Genomic DNA, 16,015 nt, shown 5'->3' on the forward strand with positions numbered 1-16,015 from the left:
GGTCAGCTCCCCGAGGGTGCGACCGCACCCGGCTCGGCAGCGTGCGTGCCGCGGCCCGCCACGGGCGGGAGACCGAGCGAGGCCGGGTCCACCGCGCCGCGGGTGTAGCTGGACAGCGGTGCCTGCTTCGCGTACGGCAGCTCGCGCTGTCCCCGACGTCGACGTCGTGTCCCGCCGATCGCCGCGACCAGCACCACCGTCAGTAGCAGGAGCCACAGCACCGTCAACGGTTGGAACACCGCGCGCAGGGTGACGAGGAACGGTTTCGTCGACTGCCACTCGACGGTCGTGTTGCCCTGCTGGGCGGCTCCGTCGGACCGGGCGAGGTCGATCGCGCTCGGCCCGCGACCGTCCACCGTGTTGTTCTCGACGGCCGTGCCACCCACCGCCCCGACCATCGTGACCCCGTGCACGCGGGCATCGTCGATCGCGTTGTTCGTCACCGACGAGGTCGCGCTGTCCCGGACGTACACGCCGATGTCCGCGCCGTCGACCGAGTTCTCGGAGACCTCGGTGCGACTGGGCCCGTCGAGGACGGCGATGCCGTTCTGCGACGAGTCCTTGACCACGTTGTTGCGGACGACCACGTCGTCGGCGTCGTGCCGGACGACGATGCCCATCTCGTTGCGTGCGACCGTCGACCCGCTGATCCGGACGTTCTTCCCGCCGATCACCTCGATGCCGTAGCGCCCGTTGCCGGAGCTGTTGCTGTCCGAGAGCGCGTTGTTGCCGTAGGTCGTCGTCGGCATGCCGGCCGCGTTCGGCCCCGCCGCGAGCCCGCTGCCGTTCAGCGTGATCCCGTTGCGACCGTTGTCCGAGGCGGTCACCTGGCTGAGGACGATGCCGGTCGACGCCCGCGTCATCTTCACCCCGTCCACCGCGTTGTCCGTCGACCGGACCGATGTGAACGTCGAGTTCGTGACGTAGCGGTGCAGCACGAGGCCGTCGATGAGCGAGTGCTCCACCGTGGCGTCCGACATCGTCACGCCGTCCGCGCTCGTCAGGAAGAGGCCGTAGGCGTTCCCGGCGAAGGTGACGTGCTGCACGAGGGCGGACACGTAGCTGTAGCCGCCGGCGCTCGCCGTGGCGCTGCCGCTCTTCGGCAGCTCGCCGGTCGGCAGGATGGCGTTGCCGAAGACGTCCTTCGTGGTCCGTTCGGTCTTGCCCTGCTGGTCGCCGGAGGCCTGGTCCAGGGTGGAGAGGTTCGTCCCGGTCAGGGAGACCCCGCCGGTCGTTCCGCTCCAGAACCCCAGGTGCGAGAACGCCGCGTACTGCAGGGTCGCGGTCCCGCCCTGCACCCGGACGTACGCCCGTCCGTCCGAGGTCTGCTGGTCGACCCGCCCTGCCTGCGGGTCCCAGGCGTCGATCGTGACCGGAGCCTTCGCCGAACCGACGACCTGCAGGCTGCCGGCCTGGGTGACGATCGACACGAAGCCCTCGTGGTTGCTCGCGAGGTGGATGCGCAGGCCGTCGGGGCTCGCGAGTCGCAGGGTCGCGCCGTTCTCGACGACGATGTTCTCGCTGAGCAACCAGGAGCCGTCCGGCTGCTTGACGAACGTGGACGGTGCGAGCCGTGCGAGGTCGTCGACGGTGTACGCCGCACCACGGGCGACGAGGACGAGTGTGTACGACGAGCCCGTGGCGAGCCGGTACGGCTGCGAGACCGCGAGGCCGCTCCACCGCGCCGCCGAGGCCAGTGCACGGACGTTGTAGATGCGGTCGTTCTCGGCCGTCACCAGCCGGGCCTCCTTGTCCGGGTCGCCCCCGTAGGGTCGTCCCGTCACCGGGGCCGCGGCCGCGGACGTCGTCGCCGCGACGGCGGCGGTGGGCACGCCGAGGACACCCGTGAGCAGGAGCCCGGCACCGACGAGCAGCCCCGCGGCGAGCCGCGGCGTCGTCTTCGTCAGCGCGCTCATGCCGCGACCGCCTGGTCGTCGGAGGTCGCCGCGACGGCACCCTGCGGCAGGACGACACCGGGTGAGGCCACCCGGCGACCGGTCGTCGTCTCCGGCTGGAGGGTCCGAGCCTGCTGCCCGTCACCCCCGACCTGGTCGGCGTGCCGGGTGAGCCACCCCTGCTTGTTCATGGTGACGAACGAGTACACCTTGATCGGCAGGGCGACCGCGATCACGACGAGGGCGAGCATCGGCAGCACGAGCAGGTCGAGCGGGTGGCGCTTGAGGTTCGAGACCCCGCGCACCGCACGGCCGAAGAGCAGCCAGCCGATGGTGAACAGGACGCCGACGGTGCTGAGCTCCAGGCGGCTGAACAGCAGGTACCACATCGTGATGCCCATCGTCACCGGGGTCAGGATGATCTGCAGCACCGTGATCTTCGTCACGAAGGGCACCCGCCAGACCCACCCCTTGGCGATCGCCGTCAGGTACGTGCGGTAGGAGTTGCGGCTCCAGCGGATGCGCTGCTTGAAGAACGCCTTGCCGCTCGCCGGGAACATCGACAGCGCCTTCGCCGACGACTGGTGCACGGTCTTGTAGCCCGACGCGATGACGAGCCACGTCAGACGGCCGTCGTCCCCGGCGATGCACCGGCGGCCGAGGAAGAACTCGTTCTCGAGGTTGTCGAGCACCGGCAGCACGGCGGAGCGCCGGTAGGCCGCGGTCCGACCGGACAGGATCGGGACCGCACCCGCCGCGCCCATCGCCGGGACGTAGTTGAAGTACCGCAGGTTGACCAGCCAGTCGGCGATGATGCGCCAGATGCTCGAGTTCCGCTGGTAGACGTTCTGCTGCGTGCCGACACCGCCGACGCGCTCGTCGACGAAGGGCATCTGCACGGCTTCGAGGAGACCGGGCTCCCACGAGGTGTCCGAGTCCACCAGGACCAGGACGTCGTACTTCGCCCGACGGATGCCCTCGCCGAGCGCGCTCCGCTTGCCGACGTGGTGGAACAGCACCGGCTTGACGGTGGGGTCGCCCACCGCCACGATCCGGCGGTACGCCTCGGTGTCCGCCACGTCGAGGACGATGATGATCTCGTCCGGGTGCTGCTCCCGCCAGGAGTCGAGGCAGCGGAGCAGGATGTCCGGGTCCTCGTGGAAGGACGGCACCACGACCGAGGTCGTCGTGCGGAAGCCGTTCTCGACCGGACGAGCGCGCGCCGAGAGCACGACGCGGTAGAGCCACAGTGCCCAGACGATGATGCCGGCGATGCCGATCGGGAAGTACTTGAGCGCTTCGTGACCGAAGGCGGCGATGTTGTCGAGCACGACCTGGGTCGAGGTCTGCGACGCGAAGAGGACGAGCGGGTGCATGAGGTCGGGTCCTTCGTGCGGTGTTCGGTTTCGGGTACGGAACACGACACTCGGCAGCACCGCACGACGGCACGCCGCGCAGGGTGACGCGGGAGCCGCCTGGGTCAGCGGTGCGGAGAGGGTCGGGACAGCGCCGGATCCCCCCGTCGCTGCATGTCGCCAGCCCGGATCGGGGACCGTGGTCCCACTCCGACGCTGAGCGTTGGGCTGAACGTACTCTCGGGTGTGTCGCTCCACAAGCACAGGGGAACCGCATTGCGGTCTTGCGGGATTCCGTAGCGGGGTGCTCCGCCGTTGCGGTGCGGTCCGGTGGGGTGCCGCACCGCACCGGACGGGAGGAACGCGGCGGTCCCGCCGCGCGCCTCCCGTCCGTCACCGGCAGGTCGTCTCCCCGCGCGGGGACCGGGCGGCGTCCCCTCGGCGGGCTGCAGCGCCCGCAGCGCGTCCGCGCTCCGCTACAGTCGGGCCTGTCTGCTCGACCCGGGTCGGAGCAGGACCGCACAGCACGACCCCCGTGCACGGCGCGGTGACCGAGGGGTGGGACGTCGTGGCGCGTGCAGGATCCGACGAGGAAGGCCAGGGGTCGCGGGCACCCGCGGAGAGCGGACCCCCGCGTCGCCGCCGCGCAGCTCGCGCCGCTGCGCTCGCCCTGACGATCGTCACGTGCGCGGCGGTCCTGGTGGGTGTCGACACGCTCGTGCCGAGCGGCGACCCTGCCGGAGCCGGCACCGCGGGGCGCGCCCCCAGCGTCACCGCGACGAAGCTCACCGCGACCAGCAGCGTCACGGCGACCCGGACGACCGTCCGGACGACGCTGCGCTTCACGAACCACTCGACGACCCGCAAGCCGGCCCGCGACGCCTGGCTCTCGCTGACCGCCGGCAGCCGGCAGTACACGCTCGGGCACGTCGGGATCCCATCGCTCGCTGCCGGGGCGAGCACGACCGTCCGGGTGTCGCACCGGGCACCGGCACGCGCACCGGCCGGGACGTACGCCGTCCGCGCCTGCACCGGTGCGTACGCGGCGGCCGGGTGCCGGGCGTCGGCCGCCTCGGTCAGGACCGGCCGGTCCGCACCCGCACGACCGACCACCGGGGTGATGCTCGACGTCGCTCGCGCGTACTACCCGGTCCCGCTCATCGAGCAGTACGTCGACCTGCTCGCGGACGACGGTGGGCGCTTCCTGCACCTGCACCTGACCGACGACCAGAACGTCGGCATCGAGAGTGCGGTGCTCGGGCAGACCACGGCGAACGCCGACCTCGAGGACGGCGTGTGGACCAGCCGGGTCACGGGCCGTCCCTTCCTCAGCGCCGCGCAGGCGCGCGAGATCGCCGACCACGCGGCACGGCGCGGCATCACGATCGTGCCCGAGATCGACACACCGGGGCACATGGCGGCTGCGTTCGCCCTGCTCGAGGCCCGGCACGGTGCGCGCTGGGTCGACCGGATCCGAGCCGACGAGAGCGAACTCGACGTGACGGCGCCGGCGAGTGCCCGCCTCGCCGCAGACCTGCTGCGCGAGGTGACCCGGACCTTCCCGGCCAGCCGCACCGTGCACATCGGCGGCGACGAGTGGGGCGACGACGCCACGGCGGCCCAGCGGGTCGGGTGGTTGAACACGATGGCCGCCGCCGTCGGTGACCGGGAGGTCTGGGCCTGGAACGACGGCATCGACCGGGCCGTCGTCGGACGGCTGGACCCGCGCATCCACGTCACGTACTGGAGCTTCGACGGCGACACCGAGGACCCGGCGGAGCGCCGCGACCGCCGAGCCCACCGAGCCGGCGCGGACGACCTGGCGGCGGTGGGGACCGACCTGCTGAACTACGACTCCTACTACCTGTACGAGGTGCCGACCGACCTCGACCCCGCCGACAGTGCGTACACGGCGGCCGACCTCCGGGCCCACTGGTCGTTGCGGACGTGGGACGGTGACTCCGGGTCGCGGCTCGCCGCACCGATGTCGGGCGCGGCGGTCGCGATCTGGGGCGAGGACCTCGCGTCGCCGCCGTCGGACGCGCTGTTCCGGTGGAGCGCGCCGCACGTGCTCGCGATGCTCGAGACAGCGGGGTCCTGACGACTGGCCGACCGGGCGGCGGGACGGTGTCGGTGCCACGCTGCGGGGGCGGCACCGACACCGGTCCTACTTGATGCCGGTCGACGCGATGCCCTGCACGAACTGCCGCTGGAAGGCCAGGAACACCACCAGCAACGGGAGCACGGTCACCGTCGCGATCGCCATCACGGCCCCCCACGGGGAGCTGAACGCCGGGTTGTTCGTCAGGGTCGAGAGCGCCACCGGCACGGTGAGGTTCTCGTTGCCCTGCAGCACGACGAGCGGCCAGAGGAAGTCGTTCCACCGGGTCATGAAGCCGAGGATGACGAGGACACCGACCAGCGGCCCGCACGACGGCAGCACCACGCGGAAGAACGTCTGGAACTCCCCCGCACCGTCGAGTCGAGCAGCCTCCATCAGCGCGTCCGGGACGCCGAGCATGAACTGCCGGGCGATGAAGATCCCGACGACGTCGAACAGCGTCGGCAGGATCACCGCCCACGGGGAGTCGACGAGCCCCATCTTCGCGACGACGAGGAAGCTCGGCACGATCGTCACCTGGATCGGGATCATGATCGTGACGAGGAACGCGGCGTAGAGCAGACCGCGGCCGAGGAACCGGAACTTCGCGAGCGCGTACCCGGCCATGAGCGACACGACGACGCTCAGCGCGGTGCCGAGGCTCGTGATGAGCGCCGAGTTGCCGAGCCACCGCCACACCGGCTGGGTGCTGAACACCTGGGCGTAGTTGTCGAACGAGGGCTCTGCGGGGAACAGGTAGAACGAGCCGCTCTGCGACTGCCCTCCGGGCGTGAGCGCAGACACCACCATCCAGTACAGCGGGAACACCATCACGACCGCCAGTGCGGTGAGGACGGCGACGAGCAACCACCGACGCGGGCGGTGACGTCTCCGGGCGCGCGGTGCGGCCGAACGACCACGGGTCTCCAGGACGGCCATCAGAGCACCTCCTCCGCCTTGCGGTCGGCCCGCTGCCGCAGCAGCGTGAACACGAGCAGGATCGCGACCAGCACCAGTCCGAGGGCTGCCGCGTAGCCCATCCGGGCGTCGATGAACGCCGACCGGAACACGTACTGGATGAGCACGGTGGTGGAGAAGCCCGGACCGCCGCCGGTCATCACGTAGATGACGTCGAACGCCTGCAGCGAGAACACCACGTTGAGGATCGTGAGGATCGACGTGGTCGGTCGGAGGAGCGGCCACGTGATCGTCCGGAACCGGGCCCAGCGGGACGCCCCGTCGATCGCCGCGGCCTCCTTGAGCTCGGCGGGGACGGACTGCAGCGCACCGAGGTAGATCACCATGCAGAACCCGATGCGGGTCCACACCACGACGATCACCAGCGTGGCCATCGCCCATCCGGGAGCGGTCAACCACGGCGACCGTCCCAGCCCGAGGGCTTCGAGCAGGTTGTTCACCACGCCGTAGTCGCCGTTGAAGATCCACGACATGACGACGCCGACGACCACGCCCGCGGCGACCATCGGGACGAAGAACAGCGCACGGAAGACCCCGCGACCCGGCAGCGGTCGGTTGAGCGCCACGGCGAGCGCGAGTCCGATCGCCATCGACGTCGGGACGGTCCCGATCGTGAACACGAGCGTGTTCCGCAGCGCGGTCACGATCAACGGGTCCGAGCCCATGGAGACGAAGTTGCCGCCCCCGATCCACTCCCCGTCGCCGATCGAGGTGCTGCTGTCGCGCAGGCTCAGCAGGACCGCGATGACGATCGGGACGAGCGAGAACGCCAGGAAGAGCAGTCCCGCGGGACCGACGAAGACGTACGGGACGAAGCGGCCCCGTCGCGACCGGGTGGGCCGTCCGGCGCGGAGCCCGCCGGTCGGCGGCCTGGTCGTCGCCGGGTGCACCGGCGCGGTCTCAGTTCGCAGTGACACTGCGCATCGCCCCCATCATCTGGTCTGCTGCGTCCTCCGGGCTGAGCTGCCCGAGGAGACACAGGTCGAGGTAGTCGGCGAAGACCGCGTTGAGCGATGCGAAGTACTGCCCGCTCTCGGCCTTCACCATCGACAGGGGGATCGTCGCGCCCTGGTCGATGAACTGCTGCATGGTGTCGGAGTGGGTCGCGTACCCGATGTCGGCGGCGTCGAGGGACTTCCGAGCCGGCAGCCAGTTGCCGTCGTGGCAGAAGCGTTCGACGTTCGCCCGGCTCGTGATCATCACGACGAGTTCCGCTGCGAGCTCCGGGTACCGGCTCGACTTGGTGACCGCCAGGGCGTTCCCGCCCAGGTCGCTCGCCTCGCCGGTGTTGCGCACCATCGGCGCGGTGCCCCAGTCGTCGGGCATCTCCTCGTCGAGCTGTGCCATCGGCTCGGGGTTGTTGAGCATCATCCCGATCTGCCCCGTCATGAAGAGGTTCCGGGCGACGTCGCCGCCGCCGGTCTTGCTGAGGTTGCCCGTGGTGGCGAGGCCCTCGGCGTACCACTTCCGTCCGAACTCGAGGGCACCGATCGCCTCGGGGGTGTCCATCGACGGGGTCGCTCCGTCCTCGCCGAGGAAGGCGCCGCTGTTCTGGTACACGAAGGGCAGCCACCGGTACGCGGTCTCCGGTCCGCTCCAGCCGTAGCCGAAGGCGTACTTCCCGGTGACCTGCTTGACCTCGCGGGCGACGTCGAGGAACTCGTCCCACGTCCAGGCGTCCGCGACGGCGGTCGGCGGCGTGACGCCGATGCGTTCCATGACGGTGCGGTTGTAGTAGGTGATGAAGTTGTCGGTGTGCTGGAACACCCCGTACACGCCGTCGTTCCGAGCGCCGATCGCCCAGAACGGGTCCGTGTAGTCGGCCCGGTAGTCGGCGGGAACCTGCCCGCTGATGTCGACCAGGCTGCCGTTGGCGGCGTACCGACCGATCTGCTGCGGGGTGATCCGGATGATGTCCGGGGCGAGGTCGGCGGCGAGGCGGGTGATGAACCACTGGTGGAACTGGCCCGTCGTGACCTCGACGGCGACGCTCGTGCCGGGGTGCGTGGCGACGAACTCGTCGGCGATCGCCTGGTAGCTGGTGATGTCGGTCGGGATGTTCCAGGTCGACAGGCGGATGTGCTTGGTGCCGCCGTGCGCGGCGGTCCCCTGCCCCGCGCAGGCCGCGAGTGCGCCGGCCATGGAGATGCCGGCGAGCGCGAGGAACCCCCGTCTGGCCAGCTGGGGGGATGGTCGGGTCGGCATGGTCCTCTCCTTCGAGGTCGTGGTGCCGTGTGCGTTCGGACGGGAGGCGCGGCCTGCGCGGGCGCGTCGTCGCGCCCCGCGTGGAGGGGTCGCGACCGGTGCGGCGGTCGCGACCCGACGGGTGGCCGCGCCGGCGCGGGGACGGTGGCCCCGCGCCGGGCGTGCGGGGTCAGACGAGCGCGGGACGAGCCTCCCGGTCGGCTCCCGCGGGCGCACCGGGGGTGACCGCCGACGCCGGACGCAGGGACTCGGGCAGCAGCGCGGCGTGCGCGTGCAGGAGTTCGTCGGTCATCGCGGCGATCCGGTCGAGGGTCAGGTGCGCTGCGGTCAACGGGTCGAGCGCGACCGCGTGGTGCACGTGTGCCACGTCCCCCGTGAGTGCGGCGCGCACGGCGAGCGTCTGCACGTTGGTGTTCGTGCGGTTGAGCGCGGCGAGCTGGGGCGGGAGTTCGCCGAACGACGTCGGCTGCACGCCCTTGCCGTCGACCAGGCACGCGACCTCGACGCAGGCGTCGGACGGCAGGTTCTGGATGACGCCCGTGCTGTTCGGCACGTTGCCGTACACGACCGCGGGGACGCCGGTGACGATCGCGTTGACGATGGACGCGCCGTACTCCACGCTCGGCGACAGGTCGGCCTTGAGCTTCTCGAGCTGGGCGTCCACGTCGCCCTGTTCGTCGTGCGCGAGGCAGATCTCGTAGTAGTCCCAGCGCTCCGGGATGTACTCGAGCACGGTCTCCGGGTCCTTCCGGAAGTACGGGACGTACTCGCTCGCGTGGTGGCTGGACTCGGTCTCGAAGTACCCGAAGGACCGCATCAGCTCGGTGCGGACCTGTTCGTTCCCACCCTCGTAGTTGCTCGCGGCGACGGCGGCCTCGCTGTGGTCACCGTCGTCGTCGTGCAGGTCGGACGCCGCGGTCCCCCGCCGGTGCTTCGCGGACATGACCTCGCGGAGGCGCGGGTACAGGTCCTCGCCGCCCCGGCGTCGGAACTCGAGGATCCAGGCCTGGTGGTTGATGCCGGCGCTGACGAACTCGACCTCGTCGTACGGCACGTCGAGGGTCCGGGCGAGCATCCGCGTCGTCCCCTGCACGCTGTGGCACAGCCCGACGGTGCGCAGGCCCTTCGCGTTGAGGAACGCCGTCGCCATCGCCATCGGGTTGGCGTAGTTGATGAACTGGGCGTCCGGGCAGAGCTCGAGGGCGTCACGGGCGATGTCCTCGTAGGCGCGGACGGACCGGAGGAACCGGAAGACGCCGCCGGGGCCGACGGTGTCGCCGACCGCCTGGTCGATGCCGTACCTCCGCGGGATCTCGACGTCCCACCGGTACGACTCGACCCCGCCGACCTGGAACGTGATGATGACGACGTCGGCGCCGTCGAGGGCTTCGCGCCGGTCGGTGGTCTCGAGGACCTCGACCCCGAGCCCGTGGTGGGCCACGAGTTCGCGTGCGGCCGTCGCGGTGCGGGCGACCCTGCCCGCGTCGAGGTCCATGAGGTGCAGGGTCGCGTCCTGCAGTGCGGGGAAGCTCACGAGGTCGCCGATGAGGCGGAAGGGGAAGACGAAGCCGCCGGCGCCGATGATGGTGATCTTGGTCATGTCGTCACGCTAGGAAGCGAGGCTCCCCCGGGTCCTCCGGCTTCGGACGGGAGGGTTCCAGGATCCTCGGACGGGCTGCTCCCCGACGGGTGCCCGCCCGGCCGAGCGGGCGGTGCCGGCCCTGCCGGTCGGGCGGTGCGCTGTCGTAGGCTCGCGGTGTGCTCGACGTGGAGACGGTGGAAGCGGCGTACTGGAGCCATCGCGGCCCGGCGCCGCTCATGGCGTCGTCGCACCGGCACGACGACCTCGAGATCAACCTCGTCCTCGAGGGGCGGCTGGACTACCGGTTCGGCGGTGCGCCCGTGAGCGTCCACGCCGGGGAGATCGCACTCTTCTGGGGGTGGACACCCCACCAGCTCGTCGGCGACGCGACCGGGACCGGGCAGTTCCGCTGGGTGCACATCCCGCTCGGCGAGGTCCTGGCGTGGGGGCTGCCCGACCACGACCTGGGCGCCATGCTCCTCAACCGGCCCGTCGTCGTGCCCACGGCTGCCGCCGGTCGGGACGTCGAGTCGATGCTGGGGTCGTGGCAGCGGGACTTCGCGGACGACGGCGCCGAGGTGATCGCGAACCTCGAGGCCCAGGCGCTCGTCCGGCGGCTCCTCCGCCACCACCGTGACGCCCTCGCCCTGCGCGCCGAGGACGGACACGGCACAGCGGACGCGATGCACCGGGTGATCGACATGGTGCGGTTCGTCGTCGACCGGTTCCGGGACCCGATCGACGTCGCCGACGTCGCTGCCGCGGCGCACCTGCACCCGCACTACGCGATGACGGTGTTCCGTCAGGACGTCGGCGCGACGATCCTCGAGTACCTGACGCGCTGCCGGGTCGCCGAGTCGCAGCGGTTGCTCGCGACCACCTCGTTGACGATCTCGGAGATCGCGCACGCGGCGGGCTTCGGGTCGCAGTCGAGCTTCTACGCGCACTTCACCCGGGCCTGCGGAACGGCACCGGGCACGTACCGGGCCCAACTCCGCGAGGGCCCGAGGCACTGACGGTCGCGCTGGCCCGTCAGGTCGGGCGGTCGTGTTGCGTCCCTGACGACCTCGGTCCACGACTGCTCGGGGGTCAGGAGTCGCAGGAGCCGGGTGGAGTCGTCCACGTCGCCGTCCTGCCGGTCACTGCTCGAGCGCTCGGCGCAGCAACGGCAGCAGCGCGTTCCCGTCGCGGCCCCGGACGACGGGCACGCCGTGCACCAGCGTCACCTGCTCACGCCCCGACGTGGACTCCTGCACCTCACGGATGGCGATCGCTGCGACCGCGTCGTGGTGGTCGCGGGCGAAGGCCGAGTAGAGCTCGGGGTCGTGTTCGCCGTCGTCGCCGATGAGCACCCAGGAGACGTCGGGCAGGTCCTCGCGCAGCCGGAGGAGGGAGGACCGCTTGTGTTCCTTCCCGTCCCGGAACCAGTGCGTCGGCGTGATCCCCCAGTCCGTCATGAGCAGCGTGCCGGCCGGGAACCCGTTGCGCTGCAGGAACCGCGAGGCGATCCCCGCGAAGTTCCACGGACCGTTGCTGACGTAGACGACCGTCGGCTGACCTTGACCACGGACGACGTCCTGCACGAGCTCGGCCATGCCGGGGACGGCCTTCCGCGTCGCACTCCTGCCGAAGAACGTCCGTCGGGCGGCTGCGAGCGGGTTCGACATGCCCGTGACCCACACGGTGTCGTCGATGTCGCAGACGACGCCCCGGTGTGACCCGCCTGCGACGGCGTGGATCGGCACACGGGTCGGCGCTCGCCCCGGCAGCCGCAGGACGGCGTCCTCGGGAGCAGACCCCGACGAGTGCTCGAGCGCCACGCTCACGTCCACGAGCCCTTGCTCGTCGCTGATCGCCGTCGTGGTCGTACCGCCGAGCTCGACCTCGACCTCGACGTCGGGGCGCTCCACCGTCAGCAGCCGACGCCATGCGGCGATCCCACGTCGGGCGGCCGGGTCGACCGATGCCGGCGCGAGCACCACCCGGGCCAGGACACGGCCCTGCTGCGCGTCGGCGTAGCCGGAGTACGGCAGCAGGGCCGGGCGCCAGCCGAGCTGCGTCAGTCCGCGAGCGAGCCACTTGCGGGCACCGGTCACGACGACGTACGTGACGGTGAGGAGCTTCGGACGCGAGGTCCCCGGGCTGCGGAGCGACGATGACACCCGTCCACCGTACGGGGGCAGGGTCGACCGGGGACTGCCCGACGGGTGATCACCGACGATCCAGGGCAGCCGGACCGTCGACGTGCCCGTGGAAGACTCGCGACATGGACCTCGACGACCTCGGCCAGCGGATCTGCATCCTGGGGCCGTCGAACAGCGGCAAGTCGACCCTCGCGGCGGCCGTCGGCCGAGTCCGTTCCCTTCCGGTGATCCATCTGGACCAGTACCGGCACCTGCCCGGGACACAGTGGGTCGAGCGCCCGGACGACGAGTTCGAGCTGATGCACGACGAGGTGGTGCGCACCGATCGGTGGGTCATCGACGGCAACTACTCCCGCTGGCTTCCCGAGCGGCTCCGGCGGGCGACGGGCCTGGTGGTCCTGGATGCCTCGCCGGCAGCGAGCGTCGTCCGGTACGTCCGCCGGACGCTCTTCGAACCCGACCGCGCCGGGAGCCTGGAGGGCACTCGCGACCGTCTCCGCATGGAGATGATCCGGTTCATACTCGGACCCGCCAGGACGAACCGGCTCCGGTACCGACACGCCTTCGACGAGTTCGGACGACCGAAGGTCCTCCTGCCGGACCGTGCGGCCCTCGAGGACTTCTCCCGTCGCAACGACCTGGCCCGGCGCAGCCCCGACGGCTGAACCGTCCGCTGGGCGGTCGGCTACCGAAGCGGCTCGGACGATGGCGAGGTGGCGCGCAGGACGAGGCGTACCGCCTGTACCGCCTCAGCGGGCACGAGGTGCACGTCGTCGAGCGACGTCGCGGCGATCCAGGTCGGGGCGTACTCGTTGCGCTCCGAGGCACGCTGCAGCTCCGGGCCTCCGAGCGACAGCTCCGCGGAGCTCACCCGCACCGTGAAGTACACGGCAGGTGTGTCGCTCTCCACGGGGACGTCGAGCAGGTCGCCCACGTGACCGTCGAGCCCGGTCTCCTCGAGCAGCTCACGGCGGCAGGCCGCACGGAGGTCCTCGCCCGCTTCGACGCCACCACCGGGGAGCACGCAGTAGCTCCGCCCGTCCTTGCGTCGCTCGATCACGAGCACCCGCTCGTCACGGACGACGACTGCCACTGATCGGATGCGCACGACCTCACCTCACCACGTTCTGCTGCTCGTCCGTCTCCTGGAGCGGGTACGCCATGGTGCCTCGGCCTCGGAAGCCGACAGCTCGCCAGAACGCGACCGCACCGCGGTCCTCGGGTGACGGGTCGACCACGAAGTGGGTCCTGCCGCTCGCCCGGACCCGCTCGAGCAGGGCCTCGACCACCTGTCGACCGACACCCGCACCACGCTCCGCGGGCAGCAGGATGAGGTCCGTACCGGCGCCCGATCCATCCGCGTACAACTGCGTGAAGCCGACCACTCGGTCGTCGACCTCGACGAGGAAGCACTCGACGTCCGGGAGACGAGCGCCCACGTACTTCTCCCGGAGCTGCGAGTCGGACCGGAACCCAGGCCCGCCCCATCCCTCGAACGCCGGATCGCGGAACAGTGCCCGCACCTCGAGGAGGTCGTCAGGCGTGGTGGGCCGGAGCATCAGCGCTCGCTCACTCCCTCGCATCGAGCGAGCCTCCCACCGCACGTCTCGCCGGTCAACGAGCAACGCGTCGATCCGGACGACACCGTGCTGAGCCACGAACAGCCCCTGACGGCGAGTTGCCGGAGGGGCCGTGGGCGTCAGGGGGGGACCGTCGTCAGTCGGTCGTCCGTCGCCGCGGGCGGCGGGCGAGTGCTGCGGCTTGGTCATCGCGGGTGTAGTCGAGCGCCTGGATCGCGTGTTCGACGCGCGAGCGGGTCGTGGGTCGGACGTTGGTGGCGCCGTTGAGGACGCGGGACACGGTCTGGTGTGACACGTGCGCGGCGGCGGCGACGTCGTGGATGGTGGGTGGTTTCGGCACAGCTGGCTCCCGTGGACGTGAGGTGCGGGCACCGTCCGTGGACGACGTGACGGTGCCCGCCGCGAAGCCGGTGGATCAGGAACCGGCCTCGCTGCTCCGCCCGTTCACTCGGTGCCCCGGGTCGGGGCCGGGCGGAGGTCGGAGCGGCCTCAGTGGCCGGCGCCGAGGTTCCCGGCGAGGCGGCCGTGGAAGGCCCGGCTGGCGTCGTTCATGCCGCGGATCTCGACCCGCTTGCCGTGCTGGTGGTACTTCGTCTCGATCGAGTCGAGCGCGGCGACGGTGGAGGCGTCCCACACGTGCGACCTGGTCATGTCGATGATCACGAGCTCGGGGTCGTCCGAGTAGTCGAACTGGGTGATGAGGTCGTTGGAGGAGGCGAAGAACAGCTCACCCTCGACGGTGTACAGCGCGTGTTGTTCACCGGTCGGGAGCGTCTCGATGCTCCGCGAGACGTTGGTGAAGTGGGAGACGCGGCGGGCGAAGACGACCATCGCGGCGATCACACCGATGATCACACCGATGGCGAGGTTGTCGGTGGCGACGACGATCACGACGGTGAGGACCATGACGATCGTCTCGCCGACCGGCATCCGCTTGAGCGTGGAGGGCTTGATGCTGTGCCAGTCGAAGGTCCCGACCGACACCATCACCATGACGGCGACGAGGGCTGCCATCGGGATGATCGCGACGACGTCGCCGAGCCCGACGACGAGGACCAGCAGGAACACGCCGGACAGGAACGTCGAGATGCGGGTCCGAGCGCCGGAGGCCTTGACGTTGATCATCGTCTGGCCGATCATCGCGCAGCCGCCCATGCCGCCGAAGAGGCCCGAGGCGATGTTCGCGACGCCCTGCCCGAGGGCTTCGCGGGTCTTGCGGGAACCGGTGTCGGTGACCTCGTCGACGAGCTTCGCGGTCATCAGCGACTCGAGCAGCCCGACGAGCGCCATGGCGAGGGCGTACGGGGCGATGATCGTGAGCGTCTCGAGGTTCACCGGGACGTTCGGGATGAACAGGCTCGGGAGGCTGTCGGGCAGCTTGCCCTCGTCGCCGACGGTCGGGACGGCGATCGACGCGAACACGGTCACCAGGGTCAGGACGACGATCGCGACCAGGGGTGCAGGGATCGCCTTCGTGAGGCGTGGCAGCAGGACGATGATCGCGATGCCAGCGGCGGCGATCGGCCAGACGAGCCAGGAGACGCCGATGATGTTCGGCAGCTGCGCGGTGAAGATCAGGATCGCGAGCGCGTTGACGAAGCCGACCATCACGGACCGGGGCACGAACCGCATGAGCTTCGCCGCGCCCAGCCCGCCGAGGACGAGCTGGAAGATCCCGCCGAGGAGGACGGTGGCGATGAGGTAGTCGAGACCGTGTTCCTCGACGACGGGCGCGACGACGAGGGCGATGGCTCCGGTGGCGCCGGTGATCATCGCGGCGCGGCCGCCGACGAAGGAGATGACGACAGCCATCACGAACGCCGAGAACAGGCCGACGCGGGGGTCGACCCCGGCGATGATCGAGAACGAGATCGCCTCGGGGATCAGGGCGAGGGCGACGACGAGGCCGGCCAGGACCTCACGGAGCAGGATCTTCGGGTTCCGCAGTGCGGACAGGACGGTGGGGCTGTGGTGCACCTGGACGGGCACCGACTGCGTGACGGTGGTCACGGGTCTCCTTCGGATGGGGGTGCGGGCGCTGCGCCCGCGAGAGCTGTCGTGGGGCGCGTCATCGCGCACGGCCGGCGGCGGCAGAGCGTCCAGCCGGATCCAACCCTTCCGTCGCGGGAAGGTTGGTATGGTTCGACTTTAACGCAACGGAAGGGTTGTTGCGCA

General features: G+C 70.8%; 14 protein-coding genes. 3 read left to right on the forward strand and 11 right to left on the reverse strand.

Translation table 11 applies throughout. The features are described 5' to 3' along the window. Positions 1–2: 2 nt before the first annotated feature. Positions 3–1,916 carry a right-handed parallel beta-helix repeat-containing protein gene (locus JOD95_RS02360; protein WP_066654144.1) on the reverse strand — a complete coding sequence of 638 codons (1,914 nt, stop codon included), beginning with the start codon at positions 1,914–1,916 and terminating at the stop codon, positions 3–5. Further along, entirely contained in the window at positions 1,913–3,271 is a 1,359-nt protein-coding gene (locus tag JOD95_RS02365) for a glycosyltransferase (protein ID WP_209682738.1), read from the reverse strand. Before JOD95_RS02365 ends, JOD95_RS02360 begins: the two co-directional genes overlap by 4 nt. 547 nt (positions 3,272–3,818) lie before the next feature. On the opposite strand from JOD95_RS02365, the gene JOD95_RS16805 reads away from it, so the two are divergent. Next, a complete protein-coding gene (locus tag JOD95_RS16805; protein ID WP_209682740.1) occupies positions 3,819–5,351 on the forward strand; it encodes a family 20 glycosylhydrolase in 1,533 nt (510 codons plus the stop codon). Positions 5,352–5,417: 66 nt separating this feature from the next. Here JOD95_RS16805 and JOD95_RS02375 read toward each other — a convergent pair whose 3' ends face one another. The 4 genes from JOD95_RS02375 to melA form a co-directional block, all read right to left on the reverse strand. Then, a complete protein-coding gene (locus JOD95_RS02375) occupies positions 5,418–6,290 on the reverse strand; it encodes a carbohydrate ABC transporter permease (RefSeq protein WP_245171085.1) in 873 nt (290 codons plus the stop codon). After that, positions 6,290–7,246 carry a carbohydrate ABC transporter permease gene (locus JOD95_RS02380; protein ID WP_209682743.1) on the reverse strand — a complete coding sequence of 319 codons (957 nt, stop codon included), beginning with the start codon at positions 7,244–7,246 and terminating at the stop codon, positions 6,290–6,292. The genes JOD95_RS02375 and JOD95_RS02380 overlap by 1 nt, the downstream gene beginning before the upstream one ends. Then, positions 7,230–8,534: an ABC transporter substrate-binding protein gene (locus JOD95_RS02385; RefSeq protein WP_235426583.1), complete on the reverse strand. Its 1,305-nt coding sequence runs from the start codon at positions 8,532–8,534 to the stop codon at positions 7,230–7,232. Before JOD95_RS02385 ends, JOD95_RS02380 begins: the two co-directional genes overlap by 17 nt. A 169-nt stretch (positions 8,535–8,703) precedes the next feature. Then, positions 8,704–10,134, reverse strand: a complete 1,431-nt coding sequence (melA, locus tag JOD95_RS02390) for an alpha-galactosidase (RefSeq protein ID WP_066654137.1) — start codon at positions 10,132–10,134, stop codon at positions 8,704–8,706. 158 nt (positions 10,135–10,292) lie between these two features. Here melA and JOD95_RS02395 point away from each other — a divergent pair, with 158 nt between their 5' ends. Next, positions 10,293–11,132 carry a helix-turn-helix domain-containing protein gene (locus JOD95_RS02395; RefSeq protein WP_209682745.1) on the forward strand — a complete coding sequence of 280 codons (840 nt, stop codon included), beginning with the start codon at positions 10,293–10,295 and terminating at the stop codon, positions 11,130–11,132. A 123-nt stretch (positions 11,133–11,255) separates the two neighbouring features. Here JOD95_RS02395 and JOD95_RS16810 read toward each other — a convergent pair whose 3' ends face one another. Next, complete coding sequence (locus JOD95_RS16810; protein WP_209682747.1) at positions 11,256–12,278, reverse strand: App1 family protein; 1,023 nt, start codon at positions 12,276–12,278, stop codon at positions 11,256–11,258. A gap of 104 nt (positions 12,279–12,382) precedes the next feature. Between JOD95_RS16810 and JOD95_RS02405 the strand changes: the two genes are divergently transcribed. After that, positions 12,383–12,925, forward strand: a complete 543-nt coding sequence (locus JOD95_RS02405; RefSeq protein WP_209682750.1) for a hypothetical protein — start codon at positions 12,383–12,385, stop codon at positions 12,923–12,925. 20 nt (positions 12,926–12,945) lie between these two features. On the opposite strand, the gene JOD95_RS02410 is transcribed toward JOD95_RS02405, so the two are convergent. The 4 genes from JOD95_RS02410 to JOD95_RS02425 all read right to left on the reverse strand — a co-directional run bounded on the left by JOD95_RS02410 (position 12,946) and on the right by JOD95_RS02425 (position 15,850). Continuing rightward, positions 12,946–13,368 carry an NUDIX domain-containing protein gene (locus JOD95_RS02410; RefSeq protein ID WP_209682752.1) on the reverse strand — a complete coding sequence of 141 codons (423 nt, stop codon included), beginning with the start codon at positions 13,366–13,368 and terminating at the stop codon, positions 12,946–12,948. A gap of 4 nt (positions 13,369–13,372) precedes the next feature. Next, complete coding sequence (locus tag JOD95_RS02415; RefSeq protein ID WP_209682755.1) at positions 13,373–13,819, reverse strand: GNAT family N-acetyltransferase; 447 nt, start codon at positions 13,817–13,819, stop codon at positions 13,373–13,375. Between the two features lie 157 nt (positions 13,820–13,976). After that, the gene (locus tag JOD95_RS16135) at positions 13,977–14,180 is read right to left on the reverse strand and encodes a LacI family DNA-binding transcriptional regulator (protein ID WP_066654131.1); all 204 of its coding nucleotides are present in this window, start codon (positions 14,178–14,180) and stop codon (positions 13,977–13,979) included. A gap of 149 nt (positions 14,181–14,329) precedes the next feature. Continuing rightward, positions 14,330–15,850 carry a SulP family inorganic anion transporter gene (locus tag JOD95_RS02425; protein ID WP_209682758.1) on the reverse strand — a complete coding sequence of 507 codons (1,521 nt, stop codon included), beginning with the start codon at positions 15,848–15,850 and terminating at the stop codon, positions 14,330–14,332. Between the last annotated feature and the right edge of the window lie 165 nt (positions 15,851–16,015).

This window comes from Curtobacterium sp. 1310, assembly GCF_017834105.1.
Classification (GTDB): Bacteria; Actinomycetota; Actinomycetes; order Actinomycetales; family Microbacteriaceae; genus Curtobacterium.